This window comes from Paenibacillus sp. NFR01, assembly GCF_900111565.1.
In the GTDB taxonomy this organism is placed as follows: Bacteria; Bacillota; Bacilli; order Paenibacillales; family Paenibacillaceae; genus Paenibacillus_AQ.
Map to the genome: position 1 here is coordinate 2239005 of NZ_FOIK01000001.1, position 23033 is coordinate 2262037.

A 23033-nucleotide genomic window follows, 5' to 3' on the forward strand; every position below is an offset into this window, starting at 1 on the left:
ATATGTGAAGCGGGCGGGTGTGGTTTTGGCTAAACGCTTGATGATTGCTGCGCGGCTGTTAGTGCTGCTTTCCCGCTCGGGCGACGCTGCAGGAGATTTGGACTTCCGGTCGCTGTTGATTTCGGATGTTTGGATTGGAATTAGAGGCAGAAGACATCCGAAATCAAAGGCGAACGCTACCGCTCCTCCCAGTTCCAAACTTCCTCCGCCTCTTCCTCTCTAGGCAGCACCGCTAATCGCTTCGCCATCACCGGCTCCGCACAAAACAAAACCTGCCGCTTCTTGGGGCGGCGGGCTAAGTGCCACGGCCTAGGGCTTCCCGTCCCCAGTGCCGCGTGCTCCCGTTGTACAGAGTGCAACGAAGCTCGTGCTCCGGCGGCTTCAAGGCGCGGCAGGCTCGGGTACCAAAGCATAGCCGCACACCATGCAAGCCGTAAACCAAGCCCCGCCGCACAAAAAAGCCGGGAGCTTCTTTAGCTCCCGGCTCTTCCTAAACAGCGGTATGAACTCGCGCTACAGCAAATCGGCGGCGAGCTGGGCGAGGCGCGAACGTTCGCCTTTTTCCAGCGTGATATGGCCGCTGATGCCTTCCTGCTTGAACTTCTCGACGATGTAGCTGAGTCCGTTGCTGGCGGCGTCCAGGTACGGATGGTCGATTTGCTCCGGATCGCCCATCAGAATGACCTTGCTGCCTTCCCCGGCGCGGGAGACGATCGTCTTCACCTCGTGGCGGGACAGGTTTTGCGCTTCATCGATGATAATGAACTGCGCCGGGATGGAGCGGCCGCGGATGTAGGTCAGTGCCTCCACCTGAATACTGCCCAGACCCATCAGGATTTTATCGATATCGCCGGATTTCTTGGTGTCGAACAGAAATTCCAGATTATCGTAGATCGGCTGCATCCATGGCCGAAGTTTTTCTTCTTTTTCCCCCGGCAGGTAGCCGAGATCCTTGCCCATCGGCACGACAGGACGGGCAATCAGCAGTTTCTTATACCGGTGCTCATCCTCGACCTTGAACAATCCGGCAGCCAGCGCCAGCAGGGTTTTACCGGTACCGGCTTTCCCGGTGATGGTCACGAGCGGAATGTCCTCGTTCAGCAGGAGTTCAAGCGCCATCCGCTGCTGGGCGTTGCGGGCGCTGATGCCCCAGACGGCGTCGTTGCCGAGATAGAGCGGCTCCAGCCGGGTGGCGTCGGCATTGACTTTGAGCAGCGCGGATTTGCCGCTGCCGATCTCATCCTTCAGGATGATGAATTCATGCGGATACAGCGGGTAAGACAGCCCCAATTGCTTGATCGGCAAAAAGCGGTGGCTGTAATATTCATCGATTAAAGAGGGGTGAACCAACAGGGTTTGGTAGCCGGTATACAGCTCGTTCAGGTCGCCGGTGCGGTCGGACAAATAATCCTCGGGCGTAATGCCCAGCACATCCGCTTTGATCCGGACCAGCACGTCCTTGCTGACGAGCACGACGGGACGCGGCTCCTCCTTCTGATTCTCCTCGAGCAGATAGTTGAGGGCTACGGCCAGGATCCGGTTGTCGTTGGATACCTCACCGAACATTTCCTGTACTTTAACAAAACTGCGGTGGTTCAATTCCACCTTCAGTGTCCCTCCGTGTTCGAGGGTAACGCCGCTGTGCAGGTGGCCCAGGCTCCGCAGTCCATCTAGCAGACGCGACACGGTGCGGGCATTGCGGCCGATCTCGTCGGCATTTCGCTTTTTGGAGTCGATTTCTTCCAGGACAACGGCCGGAATCACCACTTCATTCTCTTTGAAGGCAAAAATCGAATTGGGGTCGTGCAAGAGCACGTTGGTGTCCAGAACAAAAATCTTTTTCATGTTATCCCCTCCACAGCGCCTGGTTTGATTGGTCATACATAACTCATTTCCGCCGGGGCAAGCTAAAACAAAAGAACGTAATGGCCGAAAGGAGTAAGTCACATATGAGAAAATCAATGTGTCTGTTGCTGTTGCTGCTGCTGTTAACAAGCTGCGGCGTCGCTGATAAAGATGCATCACCCTCTCCTCAGGATAAACAATCGGAACAAGCCGCTAAGGAACTGAGCGTCAAGGGCAACCGCCAGATCCGGCAAATGTCTGCCCAGGACCAGGTAGCGAATAACAACGAGCTTCGCAGCGGCGAAACCGCCGTCACGGGAAATGAAAAGGATGTTGCGCTGAAAGATCATTTTGAACAGTTGGCAAAAAGAGTGCCGGGCGTCAAAGGCGCCCACTGCGTCGTGGTGAACAATGTCGCCGTCGTCGGCATCGATGTCGCCGGGTCGCTCGACCGCTCCCGCGTCGGAACGATCAAATACTCCGTCGCCGAAGCGATCCGCAAAGATCCGAAGGGCGTTCGCGCCTTTGTCACCGCCGATCTTGATATCGGTAACCGTCTGACCGAGATGGGAAAGCATATCTCCCAGGGCCATCCCGTTTCGGGATTCTCCGCTGAACTGGCCGACATGATCGGCCGGATCATTCCCCAGCTTCCGGAGGACACCAAACCCGGCGGAAACCGCTAGCGCATGCAGGCCATTCTTCCGGCAAGCTCACTTCGCCGTTAACATCGCTTTCGAAGCACGGCAAGCCGCAAAATATGGGACAAAAAAAGCCTAGTGAACCATCACTGGGCTTTTTTCATGGCGGCAAACACTTGTCCGTCCAGCTTTTCAGCTGCACGCGCATCGTATACCTTTGCATATTTAGGGGCGGATTCAAGACTCGCGCCGTAGAACAGCGCGTTGCGCACCGCCTCGATTTCAATGTCGAAACAGCACATCTTGAACGGGACATCCGCAAGCGGATCTTGTTTGACCGACGCACGGCCGTTGACGGCATATACCGTTCCCCCGCCAAAAATCGTCACCGTCACGAGCGGGTTTACTTTAATGTTGTTCACAAGACGGGACCTGTGGTCGATCGCCAACCGGATGACGGAAGGGCTGACCGCATAAATCCAGGAAATCGCCGTTGAAGTCGGACCGCCGGATTCGGCGTCCACGGTATTCAGGAGCACAAACGTTTCCGATTGCAGCATCGATAGCAACGTTTCATTGAGCTGGGCAACGGCTTCGGACATAGTAACAGGCCTCCTATGCGGCTCTAGTGCGTTTACTTGATTATATTATAGCACAACGCCAAACTTGCATTCAATTTGACGTGCCGAGCGTCGTCTGCAGCGCTTTTTTGGCCGCATCCAGTTCTTCTTCGTTAATATATACATACGGGCTGCGCCAGGTTCCGGTCACCGGCTTGAATTCAACGTTTTCCTTCGGGATCTTCCAATAGGTTTTGATAAAACTCTTAATCTGATCGTTTTCGATATCGGTCGTCAGATTCTCGTCGATCGAATCCATCACGCTGCCGATTTTCAGCACGCCGCCGAGGCTCTGCATTTTGCCGATCAGCGCATTCAGCACTTCGCTCTGGCGTTCGTTGCGTTCAAAATCATTGGATGCTTTGGTCTGCGGACTGCAATTGGACTTGCGGTAACGCACATAATCCAGGGCATCGTCGCCGTCGAGCTTGGCCGGTCCCTGCTTTAAGTTGATATCCGTACCGTCCACGGAATCCGTATAACACATATTTTCGCTGATGTTGACGCTGACGCCCCCCAGTTCATCCACGATGTCGCGGAAGCCCTGGAAATCCAGCACGGCGGTGTAATCGACCTTGATGTCGAGATATTTGCCCATCATCGTCTTCATCTCGTCTTTGGCAAGAATGCCGGAGGTCTTCTCCTTACCTTTGAAGCGGGCGTAAAATTCGTTGATTTTCGTTTTTTTATAGCCGCTCAGCTGTACATACGTATCACGGGGCAGCGAAACGACGGTGGCCTTCTGGGTATCCGGATTCATGGACACGACCATGATGACATCCGTCAGATTCGATTTGTGCTTCGGGCGGTTATCCGTACCCAGCAACAGCAGCGTCAAGGGTTTTTGCGAAGCGAGCTGGCCGGAGGCCACCGGCTGATCGACCCCGAAGCTTCCGTGAAAAAACTTCCAGAGCAATGAACCGCCATAAATCATCACCGCGACTACGGCGATCAGGAGCACGGCCAGAAAGAGCCGTAACACTCTCGCGGCTTTACTGCGCCGTTTTTTGACCGGTTTCCCGGGCGCGGCGGACGGCAGCCGATTGTACGTACCGCGCGATCTCGGCGGCAAATTTCCTTTGTTGTTATTCATAATGGCAAATAATCCTTTTCATTTCTTTGTAGTTGCGTCCATTCATTTCCGCTCGGCTGCAGCGGCAGCCTTCCGTTTCTGCCTGGCCTCGACTATATAGCGGACGCGCACCAGCAGCATCAGAGCGACCGCCACCATGAGGCACTGGATGATCGGAAGCTTATCGTGCTGAAAAATCAGCAGCATGCCGGAGCCGATGGCCATCATGACGTAGAGCATGATTTCTTTGGCAAGCGACAGTTTCTGGTTGGGTCGAAACACCCGGTTGTACACATAAGTCAGCAAAATAAAAATAATGAAATACGCGATGACTGGATGCTCAGCGAACCAATGTTGCAAGGCCCGTCACTCCTCTCCGGGAATCGGATTCCGTATCGTTTACCATTATACCATCTGCCGGCTAGTTTATCTGCAAATTCGAAACTGAAGATGAAAAGAGCCATCCGGCAGCCGCAACGCGGCTGGGGACGGCCCTTTTTTATAGGAGCTTAGGCTTGGCTTGCTTGCGCGGATTTGCGTTGCTTTTCAGCGCGTTCGCGTTCGCCCTTGTTCAGGATCTTTTTGCGCAGGCGGACCGACTTCGGCGTAATTTCGCAATATTCGTCGTCGTTCAAATATTCCAGCGCGCCTTCCAGCGAGAACAGACGCGGAGTCTTCATTTTCACGGTTTCGTCTTTGGTTGCCGAACGTACGTTGGTCAGCGCTTTTTCCTTACAGATGTTGACGATGATGTCGTTGTCGCGCGTATGCTCGCCCACGATCATGCCTTCGTAAATATCGGTGCCCGGCTCAAGGAACAGGATGCCGCGGTCTTCCACGCCCATCATGCCGTAGAAGGTGGTTGTGCCCGTTTCACTGGAGACCAGAACGCCTTGATGGCGTCCGCCGACTTGGCCGCCGATCAACGGCGCGTAGCTGTCAAACGCATGGTTCATGACGCCGTAACCGCGGGTCAGGGTCAGGAAGTGCGTATTGTAGCCGATCAGGCCGCGTGCAGGGATCAGGAACTCCAGGCGGACCTGTCCGGTGCCGTTGTTGATCATGTTGACCATTTCCGCTTTGCGCGTTCCCAGGCTTTCCATGACCGCACCCATACTGTCTTCCGGAATGTCGATCAGGAGGCGTTCAAGCGGCTCCATCTTGGCGCCGTCGATTTCTTTAACGATAACTTCCGGTTTGGATACCTGCAGCTCGTATCCTTCGCGGCGCATGTTTTCGATCAGGATGCCGAGATGAAGCTCGCCGCGTCCCGAAACGATAAATGCGTCAGGGCTGTCCGTATCGTCGACGCGCAGGCTGACGTCGGTTTCGAGTTCTTTATAGAGGCGTTCACGCAGTTTGCGGGAAGTCACCCATTTGCCTTCCTTGCCGGCGAACGGGCTGTTGTTGACCAGGAAGGTCATTTGCATCGTCGGTTCGTCGATCTTCAGGACAGGCAGCGCTTCAGGGAACTGCGAATCGGCAATCGTTTCGCCGATGTTGATGTCCTTGATGCCGGCAATCGCCACGATATCGCCTGCGCCCGCTTCATCGATCTCTACGCGCTTGAGGCCCTGGAAGCCGAACAACTTCTCGATGCGGGCCGTTTTGCTCTTGCCGTCGCGCATGATGACCGTTACGGATTGGCCTTGCTTGATGATGCCGCGGTTGACGCGTCCGATGGCGATCCGGCCGAGATACTCGTTATAGTCCATCAGCGTAACCAGGAATTGCAGCGGCTCATCCACTTTTTCGGTCGGTGCCGGAATATGCTCGATAATCGTTTCATAAAGTGCAAGCATGTTGTCGTCCTGCTTCTCCGCGTTCATGCTGGAGGTTCCGTTCAGCGCAGATGCGTAGACCACCGGGAAGTCGAGCTGATTGTCGTCGGCTTCGAGCTCGATGAACAGGTCGAGCACTTCGTCGATTACTTCCTGCGGACGCGCCGCCGGACGGTCGATTTTGTTCACGACCACGATTGGCGTCAAATGCTGTTCCAGCGCTTTGCGCAAGACGAATTTCGTTTGCGGCATGCAGCCTTCGTAAGCGTCGACGACCAGCAGCACGCCGTCAACCATTTTCATGATCCGTTCCACTTCGCCGCCGAAGTCGGCGTGCCCAGGGGTATCCACGATGTTGATCAGGAAATCTTTATAGGTAATTGCCGTATTTTTCGCCAGGATGGTGATGCCGCGTTCCCGTTCCAAGTCGTTGGAGTCCATCGCGCGTTCCTGCACATGCTCATGGGCGCCGAAAATCCCCGACTGTTGCAGCAGTTTATCGACCAGCGTCGTTTTACCATGGTCGACGTGGGCAATGATCGCAATATTGCGAATATCTTTTCTTGAATGCATGATTTGTACCCAAATCCTCTCATTTATCAAATTGAAATTATTCAAATTTATACCAAGTTCGAGACTTCTCACAAAAGAAGCGCCAGGCGAAAAGCCGACGCTTCAATACCACTAATATTATATTGAAAGTACGATGAAAAGCAAGTCTTTTCATGAAAAAATAACTGTCAATTACCAGCCGCGATTCCACTTATTGCGATTGCCCGATTTGCCGCGGCCGGCAATCAGCCAAACGCCGGCTGCCACCAATACGATTCCGACCAGATATAGCGCGCCCGTACCCAGCAGGCTGAAGAACAGCAGGACGATGCTGATGAGCCCCAGAGCGATCGAAACCACCTTCACCCCGCCGCTGCGGCCGTCAAGCGACTGCTCAAACAAACCAACGGCAACGCCCAGCAGCAGCACCGGCCAAAGATGCTTCATGAAGCCCCAGCCGAAGGTGTTGCAGAAACCGAACAAAAGTCCGTAAACCGTTAAAATTCCGGCCGGCAGCAGCACCGCGGATGATGCCCGGCGGCTGAAAAACAGGGCGTGCAGCAGCAAACCGGGAAGCAAAATAACGAGCGGCCACAGCGTCCGCCCCAGAAATCCGAATACGCCCAGCTTGCCCAGCAGAATGACAAGACCCGCAGCGACAATAAATATACCTAATTTCATATCGTTTTTGGAAGACATAAGACACCCGTCCCTTCGAAGTTCGACAGCGTTCATCTGCCGGGAAGCGGCAGTTTTTTTCTTTATTTTATCCGAAAAAGAGATAAAACGCTATCACCTTGAAGGTTGCCGGACAAGCCAAAAACCGCGGCTTGGACCCGATCCGTCCGTTTCCGCGGTTTTTGTGTCTTCGCCGTCAGTCGACGGACGCCCACTTGCGTTTAAGCGCACCGGTCGCTACGACGGCGACTCCCAGTGCCACTGGCAGCATGGTGTGAAAGGCCGGGAGCAGGAAAGACAGCACCATGCCGAATTTGGCATCCTGCAGGAGCATGTCCCCCGCCGTATAGGCCAAAATATACGCCCCGAGGTAGATCAGCACAGGATACCGGTGCAGCCATTTGGCAATGATGCCGCTGCCCCAGACAACGATCGGAATGCTGATGGCGATCCCGATGACAATCAGCGCTAAATCACCTTGGGCCAAACCCGCAATGGCCAGCACATTATCGAGACTCATAATGAAATCGGCGATGAGAATTGTCCGGACCGATTTCCAGATCGAGCTGCCGCTGTCGCGGACCGTGATTTCTTCTTCCTCGTCAATCAGCAGCTTGAAAGCGATCCAGAGCAGCAGTACGCCTCCGCCGGCTTGGATGAAGGGAATTTTCAGCAGCACCACCGCAGCAAACGTCATCGCGCAGCGCAGAAGCACGGCACCGGCCGCTCCCCACCATACCGCCGTTTTGCGGTGCTTTTCCGGAAGATTCTTGCTTGCCATGGCGATCACCATGGCGTTGTCTCCGCTCAGCACCAGATTGATCATCAAAATTTCCCCCAGCAGCAGTAACGTTTCCATTCCCTTACCTCCCCGTCTACCTGTAATACTTGTATGAAAAAACGGGGCAAGCTATGCCGTTTGTCCGGCTTTTTTCCGTACGGACGCATGTCCTGGGCGGTTTTGGCGTATACAAAACTAAGGATGGTTTCGGATTCGGGCCAACATTTTAGAGGAGTGACGTTACGTGAGCATGGGCTTCACGGATTTTATATTGCCGCTGCTGAACATCGTTTTTCTCGACCTGATACTGGCCGGCGACAATGCCATAGTCATTGGGCTGGCCGCGCGGAACCTCAGGGGAGGAACTCAAAAAAAGGCGATCCTACTCGGCACCGGCGGCGCCGTGCTGCTGCGGATTGTCGCCACGATTCTCGTCGTCTGGCTGCTGAAGGTGCCCTGGCTGCTGCTGATCGGCGGGCTGCTGCTGATCTTTATCGCTTACAAGCTGCTGACCGGCGAATCGCATGAAGACGAGGAGATCAAAGCCGGCAAAACACTGTGGTCGGCCGTCCGCACTATCATCGTCGCCGACGCCGCCATGGGGCTCGACAATGTCATCGCCATCGCCGGAGCATCGGGCCACAACATCGTCCTGGTAGTCATCGGCCTCCTGATCTCCGTGCCGATCGTCGTCTGGGGCAGCACGCTGTTCATTAAGCTGATCAACCGGTATCCGTGGATCATCTATATTGGCTCCGCCGTGCTCGGCTACACTGCCTCCACGATGATCGCGGGCGAGCAGCGGATCGAGCCTTTCTTTGGCGATCATCCGCTGCTGCGGGTGCTGCTCGCGCTTGTCATCATCGCCGGCATACTGGCTGCCGGCCACTGGCGGCGCAGCCATGCCCCGAAAAAAGCGCCGCACCGCGGAGCGTTGGGGTAAGCGGTGGTAAGCCGGATCGGTAGAAGTTTCGAATGGGCACTGCAATCTTTACGGACAAAAAAAGCCCTTATTTCACTGAAAATGCCGCTTTGGGCAGGTCATTTTCGGAAATAAGGGCTTTGTCGTTAGAACCACTCTTCTTTGATTCCCGGCGCGGCGCCGGCCAGCTCGCCTGGTTTTTCATTGCCGTGCGGCGTTATGGTGATCGTCTCCGTACATGCGACTGCCGTCTCCAGCCGCTGCGCATATCCTGGCAGCGTCGCTTCGATCTTCTCAACGATATGCAGATTCGGGTTGGTGGTCGGGGATTTCGGCACAAACAGCGTGCAGCAGTCTTCGTATGGAAGAATGGAGAGATCGTAGGTTCCGATCTGCTGCGCAATCCCGATAATGTCGCTTTTATCCATCATGACGAGCGGCCGCAGCAGCGGCAGGTCCGTCGCGCGGCCGATCACGTTCATGCTCCCGAGCGTCTGGCTGGCTACCTGCCCGAGACTGTCGCCGGTCACCAGCGCCAATGCGCCTTCGCGTTCGGCAAGCTGCGTAGCGATTCTCAGCATTGCCCGCCGCATCAGCGTAATCATCATTTTGTCCTGGCCGATGCCGGCAAAAGAGGTCTGCACCTCCGTAAACGGCACGAGATGCAGCTTGATTGCGCCTGCATACCGCGACAGGACGCGGGCAAGGTCGACAACCTTCTGACGTGCCTGCTCGCTCGTATAAGGAAAACTGTAAAAATGAATGCATTCCACTTCAAGCCCGCGCCGCATGGACGACCAGGCTGCGACCGGACTGTCGATGCCCCCGGATAGCAGCAGCATCGCTTTGCCGTTGGTGCCGAGCGGGAAACCGCCGACGCCTGGAATCTGCTCGCAGAAAATATAGGTGCTGCCTTCGCGGATTTCGATCTTCATCTCCATCTGCGGTGCCTTCACATCAACGATAAGCCCAGGATAGCCTTGCAGAAGCGGCGTAGCTACACGTTTACTCATCGCCAGCGACTCGTAAGGGAAACCTTTCCATACGCGGCGTACGTTTACTTTGAAGGTCGTGCCTTTCGGCGGCGCGACAACCTCCAGGAAAGCGCGGGATACCGCCAAAATATCGTCAAACTCCGACCGCGCCACTTTAACCGGGCTGACCGATTCGATGCCGAATACACCTTTCAGCGCCCCAATCAGCTCGCCTGCGGGTTCGCCGTTCAGTTCCACGTACAAGCGGCCGTACTCTTTACTGATTACCGCCCGGGAATACGGCTTCAGCAGTTCCTTAACATGGCGCAGCACCGTTTTCTCAAAGCGCGCGCGGTTTTTGCCTTTTAACGTAAACTCGCCGAAACGCAGCAGCAGCATATCGGCATATTCATAATGGCGTCCGGCGCTGATCGCGCCTTCCGCCCCATTCGCTTTCATTGGTCAGTTCATGCCTCCTTCAGCAATCTTAAGTTCTTTCACCGCAGTGAGCAGCGCCTGCTCCAGCTGCGCCACATCCGCATCGGCGTGACTGTCGCCCAAGCTGATCCGGATGCCGCCCAGGGCGGCCGGAACGCTGCGGCCCATCGCCAGCAGCACTCGGCTTGGTTCTGCCAGCTTGGACGAACACGCCGACCGCGTCGAGACCAGCATCCCAAGCTCCTCCAGCTTGCGCGCCAGCACCTCGCCCTTCATACCCGGATACGAAAAATGCACGATATGCGGGGCTCCCGCTTCGCTGCTGTTCAGCTGAAATTCGGGCACCGTCCGCAAGAAGCGCAGCAGCCGGTCCCGCAGCGGCGTGACCTGCTCGCCGAAGGCTTCGCGGCGCTCGGTGCTCATCCGCACCGCTTTGGCCGCGGCGACAATGGCCGGCACATTTTCCGTGCCGGCCCGCAGCCCCTGCTCATGCGAGCCCCCGGTCAGCAGGGGGAACAGCTTGACCCCTGCTTTGACGTACAGCAGGCCGACGCCGCGCGGACCGCGCACTTTATGCGGCGACAGGCTGTAGAGGTCGGCCTGCCACCCGGCAAGCTTCGTTTCCAGCTTGCCGTAGCCCTGCACGCCGTCGATGTGAAACAGCGTGCGCGGATTGGCAGCTTTGACCCGTTGCCCAATCTCACGGAGCGGCTGAACCGCTCCGGTTTCATTGTTGACATGCATCACGCTGACCAGCACCGTGTCTTTGCGGACCGCCGCAGCAAGCCGCTCCGGATTCACGACGCCGTCTTGATCAGGCGCGATAAAAGTAACTTCCCAGCCGAGCTGCTCCAGCTGCCGGCAGCTTTCATAAACCGAAGGATGCTCGATCCCGGTCGTTATGAGATGGCGGCCTCTGCCCTGATACTGCAAAGCGGCGCCTTTAATCGCCAAATTGTTGCTTTCGGTCGCCCCGGAGGTAAAGATCAGCTCCGCAGGCTTGCATTGAAGCGCAGCCGCACATACCTCTTTGGCGCGGTTGATCAAACGGTTCGCATCCGCACCCGCTTGATGCAGCGAAGACGGATTCGCATAGTGTTGCCTCATCACCTGCTCCAGCGTCTGCACGACCTCGTCGTATGGTGGAGCCGCCGCGGCATAATCCCAATACAGCATGACCCGATGTTCTCCTTTGCGTGGACTCCCCAAAATCTTAATAAAAAAAGACCAGCGGATTCCGGGTCCCTGCGGACACCAAAATCCGTTGATCTTTATTATAACAAACATCCGCAACGACGTCCTGATCTTTCACGACGTCACGCCTGGACGAACTTTCCTATGAGCCTTAACCTGTATACTGAGCCCGCGCCCGCTCGATCTTGGCGATATAGGCCTGGGTTTCCTTCGGCAGCTCGGACAGCTTGGCCATCAGCTGGCTGTCATTGCTGACGCCGAGGTCGTTCACCCGTCTCGGTCCGGCATTGTAAGCCGCGAGCGCCATCTTTTCCTCGCCGCCATATCGCTTGAGCTGATACGACAAATATTTGACGCCGCCGTCGATATTTTGCGCCGGATCAAACGGATTGGACACGCCCAGCCCATTCGCCGTGCCATCCATCAGCTGCATCAGACCTTTGGCTCCTGCCGAGGAGACGACATTCGGATTAAACGAGGATTCCGTATCGATGACCGCTTTGATCAGATCAACAGGGACGCCGTATTTGGCGGCTGCCGCCTGAATCAGCCCCTCGTATTCCGTTGGCACCGTATCCGTTATTTCCCCGGAAATGTCTCCGTAAGATGACAGGCCCGTTCCACCGAGCTGCTGCCATAACAAACTGGATATGGAGGAATCTTCATCGCCCGAGGACGAAGATAAACTGCCCAAACCGCTGCTTCCGCTAAGCGCCAAACCCTGAAGCAATGCGGCAAAATCCTTGGCTGAGCTTACGGAAGTACCGCCCACGCTCCCGGAGTTCCCCGATTCGCCGGTGCTTACGCTTTTTAAATTGACCCATTTCAGCTGTCCCGTTCCGCCCGCGGAAACCGAATTGACATCCATCGGTACACCTTCCTTTATACAAATCCCGTTCTAGCGGGGTGATGACCTTATTTGCGCCTTTATTTTACAATTTTCTGCACCATTATGCTACAGTTCTCCACAAAAAAACAGACCTGAGACCCTCAAAGATAGGTCTTCAAGCCTGTTTCAGCAGGGTGGATCAGGAACGTTTTAGCGCACGAACGGAATCATCACGAAGTAACTTAGCGTGGACACCAGACCCAGCCCCATCGCCCAGGCACCGGTCGTTCTCTCCCCCCGGCCGTAGGCGAAATAGCCCAGCACGGCGGCAACCGGCCCCAGAATGATCGACCAGATAAACAGGGAAGCGATGCCGAAGCCCAAACCGAAATAGCCCAGCTTCTGAATGCCGGCTTCGGGTTCAGCGCCCGCTTGGCCGGATTGCTTTTCCCCTTCGTTCATGCGGTGAACATGGGCGGGCAGCGGACTGACTTCAGCCGCATATTCTTCGTTTAAAGATTTATCGCGACGCGGGTAATCCACCCGGCTTCGTGGACGCAGGATGATTTTTCTTCTCCGCGGGGTGCCGTTTTCGCCCGGGCGGTCTTCATGTGTATCCATGGGTAATGGCCTCCTGAACATCAGCTTAGGATGCAAATAATGGCGGGTTGTCCGTCAACGTTGCTTAAGCTTCATTATGTCCAGCGGTTTTTCCCTCTATTCTGCAAAAAAAGAACCGGCCGCCGGCATAACGCCGAACAGGCACGGTTCTCTGGAATGGAGACAGAATTCGTCTAAACCTGGTTCTGCATCCGTTTTTCGGTCAAATAATCGTTTTCGTAGTAGGTCAGATCGTCGCGAAGTTCTTCGTACACCTTGGTGATGTCCAAAATGATATCGCGGGCGGCGCGCACCGGTTTTTTGCGGAAACGGATCGCGTCCTGGCCGGTATAAGCGTAACGGCCGTCTTCAGAGTAACTTTCATTTTTCGGATAAAAGAAATTGTTTACCCCGTAGTGGTATACATTGTAAAGCGCCTTTTGGGCGAAAGCTTCGTCGAAGGTGGCGCGGCGCAGCGCGATTCCCAGCTTCTCGTAAGACATTTCCGAAAAGACAAGCAAATGGCGCAGGTCGGACAAAAATCCTTTATAGAAAACAACGGTTTCTTCATCCTCGTCGTTAACCAGCTGCGGCAGCGCGTGTTCGTTCAGGAAGGCTTCCATTTTTCCGATGACGGATTTCAATTTCTCTCTCGTAGTTTCACACAAATTGTGCACATTGGCTGCTGACATGGCGGTTGCTCCCCCTTAAATTAGTCCTGGCCGGACATTGGGCCAATTTTTCATACTTGAGAAGGCGTTTACTTTTTGATCTTAACATAAATCTGTGGGACGCGGTATCCTTTTCTGGATGCATAAAACATCCTTCCCCTCCGAACCCTACAGCTATCACAAAAGCTTGAAGGAGCGGGAACTATGTCACGGAAAAACATGCTTTTTGCCGGTATCGCCACAGCGGCGTTCACCCTGGTACTGCTTACGGTTTTGCTGCGTCCGCAGACGAACGGCGGGACACTCAGGCAGGCGTCCGTTCCGAATCCCTCGTCGGAAAAAACACTGAAAAAAGAGCATTTGACGCAGGATGTTACGGCAACGGATCAATTGAACCGGGCCGACGTCCGCAAACATATGCAGGCCATGCTGGCCGAAACGGCGGGAATGCCCCCTGCCGGTCTTTCAGCATATGCACAGCGCCTGCAGCAGGGACACGGGCATATCGCCATGCTGCTCAAAGCCGATTACGGCACCGGCAAAACCCATGTTCTTCAGTCCAAGCTTCCGGATGTCACCGATCAAGAACACAAGCTCCTGAGCAAACAACTGGAAGCGGCCAAAAAAGCCGGCAAATCCCAAGATTCCTACGAATCCTCTTCCTTTGTGATGGGGGGTAAAAAATATTATTTTATCGCGCAGCGTGATCCAAAAACCGATTCCGGCGCTATCGCATTGATCAGCCAACAGATTCTCGACCGCGTTGCCGATCACCAATTGAAAAATCTGCGCCTCATCCCTTATCCAAAGGAAGGAAAGTTCCGCGTGGAGTCGGTACATGCCGATACGCTCAAGGATATTACGGTCAAAACCGGGCATGACAACGAAAACGCGAGCCATTTTTACGAAAATGAAATCGTCGTCCGTTTCCAAAGCGGGCATCCCTCCAATACGGAACTGAAGACCATTTCGGCGGATATCGCCTGCAAGGAACCGCGCAAGCTGGGCTACGCCTATATTTTCCGTTCCGAATCGATGGATTATGCCCGGCTGAAGGCTTATTTTGCCCGTAAATGGCAGCCGCAATATGTGGAGCCCCACTTCATGTATTTAACCAATGAAGCGGCGGCCGAAAATCTGGAGCCGAACGGAATTACGCCAAACGATCTGCTGTTCTCCGACTATCAGTGGAATCTGCCGGCGATCGAGACCGGGAAAGGCTGGAATATCTCCAGGGGCAGCAAGGATATTATCGTCGGCGTCGTGGATACGGGCGTTCAGGCGGACCATCCCGACTTAAACGGCAAGCTGCTGACCGGTTACAATGCGCTGACCAGCGGCTCGGTTCCCGATGACGACGTAGGCCACGGTACCCATGTGGCCGGCATCATCGGCGCTCTCGTCAACAACGGCGAAGGCGTTGCGGGCATCAGCTGGTACAACAAAATCCTTCCGGTCAAAGCGCTCGACAGCTCAGGCGCAGGGACGACCTATTCCGTCGCAGAAGGCATTATTTGGGCTACGGATCACGGCGCCAAAGTCATCAACCTCAGCCTTGGCAACTATGCCGACTCGGAATTTTTGCATGACGCGATCAAATACGCCTACAACAAGGATGTCGTCATCGTCTCCGCTTCGGGGAACGACAACACGGAGCGTCCGGGGTATCCGGCCGCTTATCCTGAAGTGCTGGCCGTCGCGGCCACGAACGCCTCCGGAGAGCGTGCCTCTTTCTCCAATTACGGGGATTATGTCGATGTCGCCGCCCCCGGAGAAAGCATTGCCAGCACTTATCCCGGCAGCCAGTACGCGGCATTGTCCGGCACCTCCATGGCCAGCCCGCATGTAGCCGCGCTTGCCGGCCTGGTGCGCTCGATGAATCCTTCTTTGACCAACAAGGAAGTCATGGATCTGATGACGGCCAATACAATCGATCTCGGCGACCCGGGCCACGACAAATATTACGGCTGGGGCCAGGTCGACATTTACCGGACGCTGCAGGCCGCCGGCGGCGAAGTGCCGCTGCAGCTGTTCCCTCAGCATGTCGGCCAGCAGATGAAGACGCTGCAGCAGCGGCTGCAGGAAGGCAAATAAAAAGCCGCCCTTACCATCGGTCAGTGCCGGGAGGCCGTTATTCGGCCGCGCTGCGGAGATGCTTCGCGAGCAGCACCAGAAAAAGCCGCAACCCCTCGGCCATCTCATCCTCCCACATCTGCGCATAACAAATGCGGATATGGCCGGGAGGCGCTTCTCCGGCGTAACAGACCTCTCCATGCAGGAACGAGATGCCCGAAGCCTCCGCTTCCCCGTGCAGCCGGATGACATCCGCGGCAGGGGGGAGCTTCAGCCAGAGGTTGAGCCCGCCGTCCGGCGTGTTCCAGGTTACGCCGGACGGCGCATAGGCGCGTAACAGACGGATCGCCTTGTCCCGTCGTCTTTGAAGGGCGCTGCGCAGCATGCGCGCATGCGGCTCGTATTCATCCCGGATAAAAGGCAGCACCGCCTTTTGCGTCAGCAGCGGACTGCCGAGGTCGCTGGACGATTTGGCGGCGATCAGGCGGGACAATATGCCGGATTCGGCGGCCACGCAGGCAATGCGGCTCCCGGGAGCGAGCACCTTGCTGAAGCTTTTCAAATAAACGACATGGCCCGAGCCGTCCAGCGACTTGATCGCCGGCGGCGGCGGTTTATGGAAATACAAGTCGCTGAAGGGGTCATCCTCGACGATGAGACAGCGGTAGCTGCGGGCAAGCTCCAGCAGCCGCTGTCTTTTTCGCATGCTCATGGTCACGCCGCTCGGATTCTGGAACGAAGGATTCGTGTAGATCAGCTTCGGGGGCCGGCGGTCGCATAACCGGGTCAGAATGTCTACCCGCATGCCCTCCTCATCGACCGGTACCGGAATGATCTCCGCCCCGCGGCCGGCAAAAACGTCGATCGCCCCGGTATAGCCCGGCGCTTCCATGTACACGGCGTCTCCCGGCCCGATAAACGTCCGGGCCACCAGATCGATTCCCTGCTGCGCTCCGCTCGTGATCAGGATATCCCGCGAAGTCACCTGCATTCCCCGCACCTGCAAATGCCGGCCCATGACTTCCCGCAAGTCCAGGTCGCCCTGAAAATTGCCGTACTCCGCCATCAGTTCAGGCTGCTCCTGCACCAGCTTGGCCATTGCGGCACCTACCGGGGCAAGCGGAAGCAAGCTCGAGTGGATGGCGGCTACATGAAAAGAATAATGGACCGCAGACGAGTCGAAATTATGCCACAGCTGCGCGCGCGGCAAATAGTCCCCGTATTCGTCCGCCCAGCTCTTTCCTTCGTCAGGAGTCCTAAGCTGCCGGTTGGCGACGTAGCAGCCTTTTCCCTGCCGGCAATCCAGGAGGCCCCGCTTCTCCAGTTCCTCATAGGCTTTGCTAACCGTCACCTGGCTCACCGCCAGCTCGGCTGCCAGCCGCCGGACGGACGGCAGCTGAGTTCCCGGGGCCAGCAGGCCGGAGGTAATCCGCTGGGCCAACGTTTCGCTGATTTGCCGGGGCAGCGGTTTTCCGCCGCCGCGCCGCAATTCCATATGCATCTGGCATGCCCCCACTGTTATATTCATTGCTTTACTGTTATAGCATTATGCCGCTATGATACTACAAAATCAAGGCTACGGGAGGTTCCATTCATGAAAATTCCTTATTCCCAGGCAGCGCAGCATCTTGGATCATCGGCAGTCCGCGAAATTTTGAAGCTGACCCAGGGCGGCAACATCATTTCCCTGGCCGGCGGGTTGCCCGCCGAGGAGACGTTTCCGCTGGAAGCGGTGCGCGAGGCCTACGCCCAAGCGCTTTCGGTAGACGCTTCGGCGCTGCAGTACGGTTTGACCGAGGGCTATACCCCGCTGCGCGAGGCCGTTGCCGCCCGCTTGACGGCGCAAGGCATTCCCGCCGGAGCGGACGATCTGCTGCTGACCACAGGCTCCCAGCAGGCTATCGATCTGGTCTGCAAAATGCTGCTGGATCCCGGCGATGCCGTGCTCGTGGAAGCGCCGACGTATTTAGCCGCGCTGCAGGTGCTTGGCTCTTACCGGGCCGCGATCCACGCCGTGGAGAGCGACGATGAAGGCATGCTGCCGGATCACTTGGAGCGGCAGATCCTTCAGTGGAAGGCAAAGCTGCTGTATGCGGTGCCGACCTTCAATAATCCGACCGGAGCAACCTGGAGCAGGAAACGCCGCGAGCAAGTGCTGGAGCTCTGCCGCAAATATGGCGTGCTGATCCTGGAGGATAATCCGTACGGGGAGATTGCCTTCGATGAAACGCCGGGCGCCCGCCCGCCGGCGATCGCCGGCCTTGACCGCAGCAGCGGCGGGGAATCCATAGTGGTCTATACGGGCACCTTCTCCAAAATCGTCGCTCCGGCTCTGCGCACCGGCTGGCTCGTCGGCCCGCAGGAGCTGATCCGCACCGTCGCCAAAGCGAAGCAGGCGGCGGACCTGCATTCCAGCACGATCGACCAGCGCGCGCTGTACGAGCTGCTGCAGCGCTTTGACCTGGACGGTCACATCCGCCGGATCTCGCGCGAATACCACGCACGGATGCTTCGGCTGGCTTCCGGGCTGCGCGCTTCGGCGCTGCCGGACGCCGCCTTCCGCGAGCCGGCCGGCGGCATGTTCCTCTGGCTGGCGCTGGCCGGGCATATCCGCACCGCGGAACTGCTGCCCTACGCCGTGGAACAAGGCGTCGCCTTCGTGCCCGGCGAGGTATTCTATGCCGCCGGGCCGCTGCACAACACGATGCGGCTGAATTTCACGCATACGCCGCCGGAGCTGGTGCCGCTCGCCATTTCGCGGCTCGAGCAGGCGGTGGCGCAATATGATGCGCACCGCCGGACAGAAGCCCGCGCCTAAACCCGTGCTAAACTGAAAACGCAAAAAAGCAGCCCTCTCGGCCATCCTTGCGGATCGTCTTGAGGGCTGCCTGTTGTCAGTTGCATCGGCAACATCGATCAAAATGCATATTAGTTGTCAGTTAGGAAAGTTTGCCGTAAGCCGGGTTCTGTGCTCCTTGTGGTTCAAACGGGAACTACCCTCCCACTTTAAGCGACAATCATCTATCTAGGCCGTACATTACTGCACAGCTCCAGCGACCAACCTAGACGCGCCTCAGGCGAAGGCTGCGCATCCTAAAAAGGGTGCGCTGCGTCTCATTAGGTCTTGCTCCAGATGGGGTTTACCAGGAACGAAGTCACCAGCGTTCCTCGGGGTCTCTTACACCTCGGTTCCATCCTTGCCTGTGCCGCACGAAAGCGGCCATCGGCGGTCCATTTCTGTGGCACTATCCTTCGGCTCGCGCCGACTGGATGTTATCCAGCACCCTGCCTTGTGGAGCCCGGACTTTCCTCCCGCGGTCAAAGCCGCCGGCGATTGTCTGTCAAACTTCCCGAACAACATTGTATATTATACAGAGTGAGGCAAGCCGGCACAAGTGTTAATTATAGATTTTACAAGAAGAATTTACATAAACGCAAATGGTTCCGTTTCGATCTGCGAAGCATGGACCATTGTCGCATATTTGTGCTCTTCCAGCTTGGCTTTGATCCATTCGGCGACCTTAACCTTCATGATCTTCTCCGCGTTATGGCCCGGGTCGATCAGCGCCAGCCCAGCCAGCACGGCATCCTGCGCCGTATGGTAATCGATGTCCCCGGTCACCAGGACATCGGCGCCTTTGAAGACGGCGCTGCTGTAATATTTCGCGCCGGAGCCGCCCATGACGGCCGCCTTGCGGATCGGCCGGTTCAAATCGCCGACGACGCGGACATGCGGCACGTTCAGGCCTTGCTTGACGGTATCCACGAATTCACCGAGCGTCTGCGGCTCCTTCAGCTTGCCGACCCGGCCGAGACCGAAGCTGCGGCCCTTGAGATCCATCGGGTAGAGGTCATAGGCGATTTCCTCATACGGATGCGCCTTCAGCATGGCCTGCACGACCTTATTGCGGATCGGCTGCGGAACGATGGTTTCGATGCGGATTTCCTCCGCCCGCTCCATTTTGCCCGTCTCGCCGATGTAGGGCTCTGCGCCCTCGCGCGGAACAAACGTGCCATAGCCTTCGATATTGAAACTGCAATGGCTGTAATTGCCGATCCAACCCGCACCGGCGTTCAGGATCGCATCCAGCACTTTTTGATGATGATCCTTCGGCACGAATACCACCAGCTTCGACAGCTGTTCGGTATGGATATCTTTGATCGGCGCGCCGCCTTCGATACCGAGTGCCTCCGCCATCCAGTCGTTCATGCCGCCCTCGGCGACATCCAGATTGGTGTGGCTGATGTAGACGGCGATATCGTTCTTGACAAGCTTCTCATAGAGCCGCCCCATCGGCGTATCCGTCAGAATGCCTTTAATCGGGCGGAAAATGATCGCATGATGCGCCAGGATCAGGTTGCAGCCCAAGGCGATGGCCTCATCGACGATCTGTTCGTTGACGTCGAGCGCAACCAGCACGCCGGTAATCTCCTTTTGCAGGCTGCCAAGCTGCAGCCCGACATTGTCCCATTCCTCCGCCAAATGTTTTGGAGCCAGCTGCTCCATATATTGAATTACGGTTTGACCTTTGGCAAGCATGCCAGCACCTCCGAAATTAACGTCATCCGTCCGCGGATTTGATTCCGCTTCTCTTCGGCGGATTCCAGCTCCGAACGCGATAACGACTGCAGAATACCCTCCAGCTTGGCCTGCTCGCTGCGCCATTTGGCCGCGAATACGGCATTCGGCGCCTCCAGCAGCCAAGGTCCCATCTGCAGCATCCGTTCCCGGTCACAGAGCAGCTCACCGTGGGCCAGCTTCCGCGTACGGTATAGCGCATCGTTCGTCAAACCGGCAGCCGCATCCTCGCGTGCCGCCGTCAGAATCTCATAGATTTTGCCGTCTTCCTCCAGAATTTGCTCGCCGGTCAGCACCCAGTCATGCTCCACCAGCCAGGCGCGCAGAATTTCTTCGCCGACATTGGGCTGAAGCACCAGCGTCTTCACGCCGTGGAGCTTGCCCAGTGCCGTTCCGCGGTCCAGAATGGCCGCAATCAGCGCACCGCCCATCCCGCATACAGTGACGCAGTCCGCTTCGCCGGCTTCCAGTACCTCCAGCCCGTCGCCGCGGCGCACATCAATGACGCGTCCCAGACCCGCTTCGGCGACGCCGCGTTTGGCCGCCTCGAACGGCCCGGGATTCACTTCGCCGGCAATGGCCGATACCGCCTTCCCGCCTTGCACCGCTGCCACCGGCAGCAGCGCATGATCCGAGCCAATGTCGGCCAGACGGCTGCCGGCCGGGATTTGGTCCAGCACCCTACTCAGCCGGTCCGATAATTTCACATTGTTCATGAAGCCACCCACGTTATCCATTTTTTACGGAAAATAAACAGCAGCGCAAGGCCCACTGCCACTTTTCCGATTAACAATAAGGGTACCCAATCCGGGTAATCCTGTCTCAGCCACAAAGCATCGATTTCCGGCATCAGCCACAGCGAAACGCCGACACCCAGGAACACGCCCGACACACCGGCCACCCGGTGGTGCAGCAGCCAGCTCAGCCAGATCATCAGCACGCAGAGCGGCAGCCATAGCAGCTCCAACTCGAGCATCGAAGCATCCGGACGTTTATCCCCGAAGAATCCGGCGTACAGCAAAGCCCAAAAAGCATAACCGCAATACTGCAGCAGTCCGATCCGCAGCGTAAACCCAAGCACGCACCAAAGCAGACCGCAAAACGCGATCAGTGCCGGGCGCCACAGATCCGGGTCCAGCTTGTGCAGGGAGATCATCCATAAGCCAAAGCCCAGCGTCAGCACGCTGCCAACACCCGCTAGCATGAGACTGATGACAAGGTTCCGATCCCGGTACAGTGCCGCATAACCGTAGCAGACGACCAGTACGCAGAGCGCTGTCGCAAGTTGCAATGGCCAGGGAAAAACGCTAAAATAAAGACTAATCAAGAAAATCAAGGAAATTATCCCAAAACCAAACAGCCAGACTTTGACGCTTCCCTGCCCCAGATTTTTAAGCGAAACCGGGTTGCTGTCTTTGATTTCTTTATCGTCGTTATACAGATTGGTCAGAAAATCGCAGTACTGCTCCGGAAGCAGCTTGCTTCTCCGCCAGTATTGGATTTCTCTCAAAATAATCTCACGTTTTTCCAGAATCACCGGCTCCCCCCGCATGTGAATCCATCCAGCTCTTGGCTAATCCAAGCAAAAAGACCTCCTGCCGCGTGCAGCAGAAGGTCCAGCGCAAATCCTATTCGAGAAAATCCTTAAGCCGCTTGCTGCGGCTTGGATGACGCAGTTTGCGCAGCGCTTTGGCTTCGATCTGACGGATCCGTTCCCGGGTAACGCCGAATACTTTTCCGACTTCCTCCAGTGTTCTCGTCCGTCCGTCATCCAGACCGAAACGCAGGCGAAGCACATTCTCCTCGCGCTCTGTGAGCGTGTCCAGCACATCCTCCAGCTGCTCCTTGAGCAATTCGTAAGCAGCCGCATCCGCAGGCGCAAGTGCCTCCTGATCCTCGATGAAATCGCCCAGATGGGAATCGTCCTCTTCGCCGATCGGCGTTTCGAGCGATACCGGCTCTTGGGCAATCTTCATGATTTCCCGCACTTTTTCCACGGTCAGTTCCATTTCGGCGGCAATTTCCTCCGGCGACGGCTCGCGTCCCAGTTCTTGCAGCAGCTGACGGGAGACACGAATCAACTTGTTGATCGTCTCGACCATATGCACCGGAATCCGGATGGTCCGCGCCTGGTCGGCAATCGCCCGCGTGATCGCCTGACGAATCCACCAGGTGGCGTAGGTACTGAACTTAAAGCCTTTGTTGTGGTCGAATTTCTCGACCGCTTTGATCAGACCCATATTGCCTTCCTGAATCAAATCCAGGAACAGCATGCCGCGGCCGACATAACGTTTGGCAATGCTGACTACGAGACGCAGGTTCGCTTCCGCCAGCCGGCGTTTCGCTTCTTCGTCCCCGTTCTTGATCCGCATCGCCAGCTCGATTTCATCGTCGGCGGACAACAGCGGAACGCGGCCGATTTCCTTCAAATACATCCGGACCGGATCGTTGATCTTGATGCCCGGCGGCAGAGAGAGGTCGTCATCAAAGCTGAAATCGTCGCTGTCCCCGTTTTCGTTGTCCTCGCCTTGGCGCAGCGGAGAGCCTTCATCGTCGTTTTCGTTCACAACCTCAATACCGAGGTCGCTCAGCTGTTCGTAGAACTCCTCCATTTGCTCGGGGTCCTGATCGAATGGCGACAGTTTCTCCATGATATCTTTGTAATTCAGTGACGATCTTTTCTTTCCGTACTCAATAAGCTGATCTTTAACCTGATCCAGTGTGAGTTCCGTTTCCAGTTCAGTGTGCTGATCGTTCGCCATAATTCGACTCCCTCCTCCCTA

At 56.4% G+C, this 23033-nt stretch carries 21 protein-coding genes and 1 other RNA gene; 4 read left to right on the plus strand and 18 right to left on the minus strand.

What is annotated here, in order from left to right:
* Positions 1 to 513: 513 nt before the first annotated feature.
* The gene (locus BMW84_RS10370) at positions 514 to 1845 is read right to left on the minus strand and encodes a PhoH family protein (RefSeq protein WP_091067425.1); all 1332 of its coding nucleotides are present in this window, start codon (positions 1843 to 1845) and stop codon (positions 514 to 516) included.
* 104 nt (positions 1846 to 1949) lie between these two features.
* On the opposite strand from BMW84_RS10370, the gene BMW84_RS10375 reads away from it, so the two are divergent.
* Complete coding sequence (locus tag BMW84_RS10375) at positions 1950 to 2531, plus strand: YhcN/YlaJ family sporulation lipoprotein (protein WP_091067427.1); 582 nt, start codon at positions 1950 to 1952, stop codon at positions 2529 to 2531.
* 101 nt (positions 2532 to 2632) lie between these two features.
* On the opposite strand, the gene BMW84_RS10380 is transcribed toward BMW84_RS10375, so the two are convergent.
* From BMW84_RS10380 to BMW84_RS10405, 6 genes are all read right to left on the minus strand, one after another.
* A complete protein-coding gene (locus tag BMW84_RS10380) occupies positions 2633 to 3088 on the minus strand; it encodes a pyridoxamine 5'-phosphate oxidase family protein (protein WP_091067430.1) in 456 nt (151 codons plus the stop codon).
* Between the two features lie 70 nt (positions 3089 to 3158).
* Positions 3159 to 4199, minus strand: a complete 1041-nt coding sequence (locus tag BMW84_RS10385) for an LCP family protein (RefSeq protein WP_091067432.1) — start codon at positions 4197 to 4199, stop codon at positions 3159 to 3161.
* 42 nt (positions 4200 to 4241) lie between these two features.
* The gene (locus BMW84_RS10390; protein ID WP_091067434.1) at positions 4242 to 4538 is read right to left on the minus strand and encodes a YlaH-like family protein; all 297 of its coding nucleotides are present in this window, start codon (positions 4536 to 4538) and stop codon (positions 4242 to 4244) included.
* 149 nt (positions 4539 to 4687) lie between these two features.
* Positions 4688 to 6532 (minus strand): translational GTPase TypA, encoded by a 1845-nt coding sequence (typA, locus tag BMW84_RS10395; protein ID WP_091067437.1) that lies wholly within the window; start codon positions 6530 to 6532, stop codon positions 4688 to 4690.
* A 171-nt stretch (positions 6533 to 6703) separates the two neighbouring features.
* Positions 6704 to 7210 (minus strand): hypothetical protein, encoded by a 507-nt coding sequence (locus BMW84_RS10400; RefSeq protein WP_091067438.1) that lies wholly within the window; start codon positions 7208 to 7210, stop codon positions 6704 to 6706.
* A gap of 175 nt (positions 7211 to 7385) precedes the next feature.
* On the minus strand, positions 7386 to 8048 hold the full coding sequence (locus tag BMW84_RS10405; protein ID WP_091067441.1) for a TerC family protein: 663 nt from the start codon (positions 8046 to 8048) through the stop codon (positions 7386 to 7388).
* A gap of 172 nt (positions 8049 to 8220) precedes the next feature.
* Here BMW84_RS10405 and BMW84_RS10410 point away from each other — a divergent pair, with 172 nt between their 5' ends.
* Positions 8221 to 8913 carry a TerC family protein gene (locus tag BMW84_RS10410; protein ID WP_091068267.1) on the plus strand — a complete coding sequence of 231 codons (693 nt, stop codon included), beginning with the start codon at positions 8221 to 8223 and terminating at the stop codon, positions 8911 to 8913.
* Positions 8914 to 9038: 125 nt separating this feature from the next.
* Here the strand turns inward: BMW84_RS10410 and thiI are convergent, their stop codons facing one another.
* From thiI to BMW84_RS10435, 5 genes are all read right to left on the minus strand, one after another.
* A complete protein-coding gene (gene thiI / locus BMW84_RS10415; protein WP_091067442.1) occupies positions 9039 to 10325 on the minus strand; it encodes a tRNA uracil 4-sulfurtransferase ThiI in 1287 nt (428 codons plus the stop codon).
* 3 nt (positions 10326 to 10328) lie between these two features.
* Positions 10329 to 11480, minus strand: coding sequence for a cysteine desulfurase family protein (locus BMW84_RS10420; protein WP_091067445.1), 1152 nt, complete (start codon positions 11478 to 11480; stop codon positions 10329 to 10331).
* 169 nt (positions 11481 to 11649) lie between these two features.
* Positions 11650 to 12366, minus strand: a complete 717-nt coding sequence (locus tag BMW84_RS10425) for a lytic transglycosylase domain-containing protein (protein WP_091067448.1) — start codon at positions 12364 to 12366, stop codon at positions 11650 to 11652.
* Between the two features lie 171 nt (positions 12367 to 12537).
* The gene (locus BMW84_RS10430; RefSeq protein WP_091067450.1) at positions 12538 to 12948 is read right to left on the minus strand and encodes a hypothetical protein; all 411 of its coding nucleotides are present in this window, start codon (positions 12946 to 12948) and stop codon (positions 12538 to 12540) included.
* Positions 12949 to 13121: 173 nt separating this feature from the next.
* Positions 13122 to 13619, minus strand: a complete 498-nt coding sequence (locus tag BMW84_RS10435; protein ID WP_091067453.1) for a YpuI family protein — start codon at positions 13617 to 13619, stop codon at positions 13122 to 13124.
* Positions 13620 to 13802: 183 nt separating this feature from the next.
* On the opposite strand from BMW84_RS10435, the gene BMW84_RS10440 reads away from it, so the two are divergent.
* Positions 13803 to 15692 (plus strand): S8 family peptidase, encoded by a 1890-nt coding sequence (locus BMW84_RS10440; protein WP_091067455.1) that lies wholly within the window; start codon positions 13803 to 13805, stop codon positions 15690 to 15692.
* Positions 15693 to 15729: 37 nt separating this feature from the next.
* Here the strand turns inward: BMW84_RS10440 and BMW84_RS10445 are convergent, their stop codons facing one another.
* Entirely contained in the window at positions 15730 to 17172 is a 1443-nt protein-coding gene (locus BMW84_RS10445; protein WP_091067457.1) for a MocR-like pyridoxine biosynthesis transcription factor PdxR, read from the minus strand.
* A gap of 93 nt (positions 17173 to 17265) precedes the next feature.
* On the opposite strand from BMW84_RS10445, the gene BMW84_RS10450 reads away from it, so the two are divergent.
* A complete protein-coding gene (locus BMW84_RS10450; protein ID WP_091067460.1) occupies positions 17266 to 18489 on the plus strand; it encodes an aminotransferase-like domain-containing protein in 1224 nt (407 codons plus the stop codon).
* Positions 18490 to 18611: 122 nt separating this feature from the next.
* Here BMW84_RS10450 and rnpB read toward each other — a convergent pair.
* The 5 genes from rnpB to rpoD all read right to left on the minus strand — a co-directional run bounded on the left by rnpB (position 18612) and on the right by rpoD (position 23012).
* Positions 18612 to 19021, minus strand: an RNA gene (rnpB, locus tag BMW84_RS10455) — RNase P RNA component class A.
* A gap of 74 nt (positions 19022 to 19095) precedes the next feature.
* Entirely contained in the window at positions 19096 to 20211 is a 1116-nt protein-coding gene (locus tag BMW84_RS10460) for a Nif3-like dinuclear metal center hexameric protein (RefSeq protein ID WP_091067462.1), read from the minus strand.
* A complete protein-coding gene (locus tag BMW84_RS10465; protein WP_175498731.1) occupies positions 20187 to 20966 on the minus strand; it encodes a tRNA (adenine(22)-N(1))-methyltransferase in 780 nt (259 codons plus the stop codon). The genes BMW84_RS10460 and BMW84_RS10465 overlap by 25 nt, the downstream gene beginning before the upstream one ends.
* A complete protein-coding gene (locus BMW84_RS10470; protein ID WP_139209611.1) occupies positions 20963 to 21787 on the minus strand; it encodes a hypothetical protein in 825 nt (274 codons plus the stop codon). Before BMW84_RS10470 ends, BMW84_RS10465 begins: the two co-directional genes overlap by 4 nt.
* A 91-nt stretch (positions 21788 to 21878) precedes the next feature.
* Complete coding sequence (gene rpoD, locus BMW84_RS10475) at positions 21879 to 23012, minus strand: RNA polymerase sigma factor RpoD (RefSeq protein WP_091067468.1); 1134 nt, start codon at positions 23010 to 23012, stop codon at positions 21879 to 21881.
* Positions 23013 to 23033 lie beyond the last annotated feature (21 nt).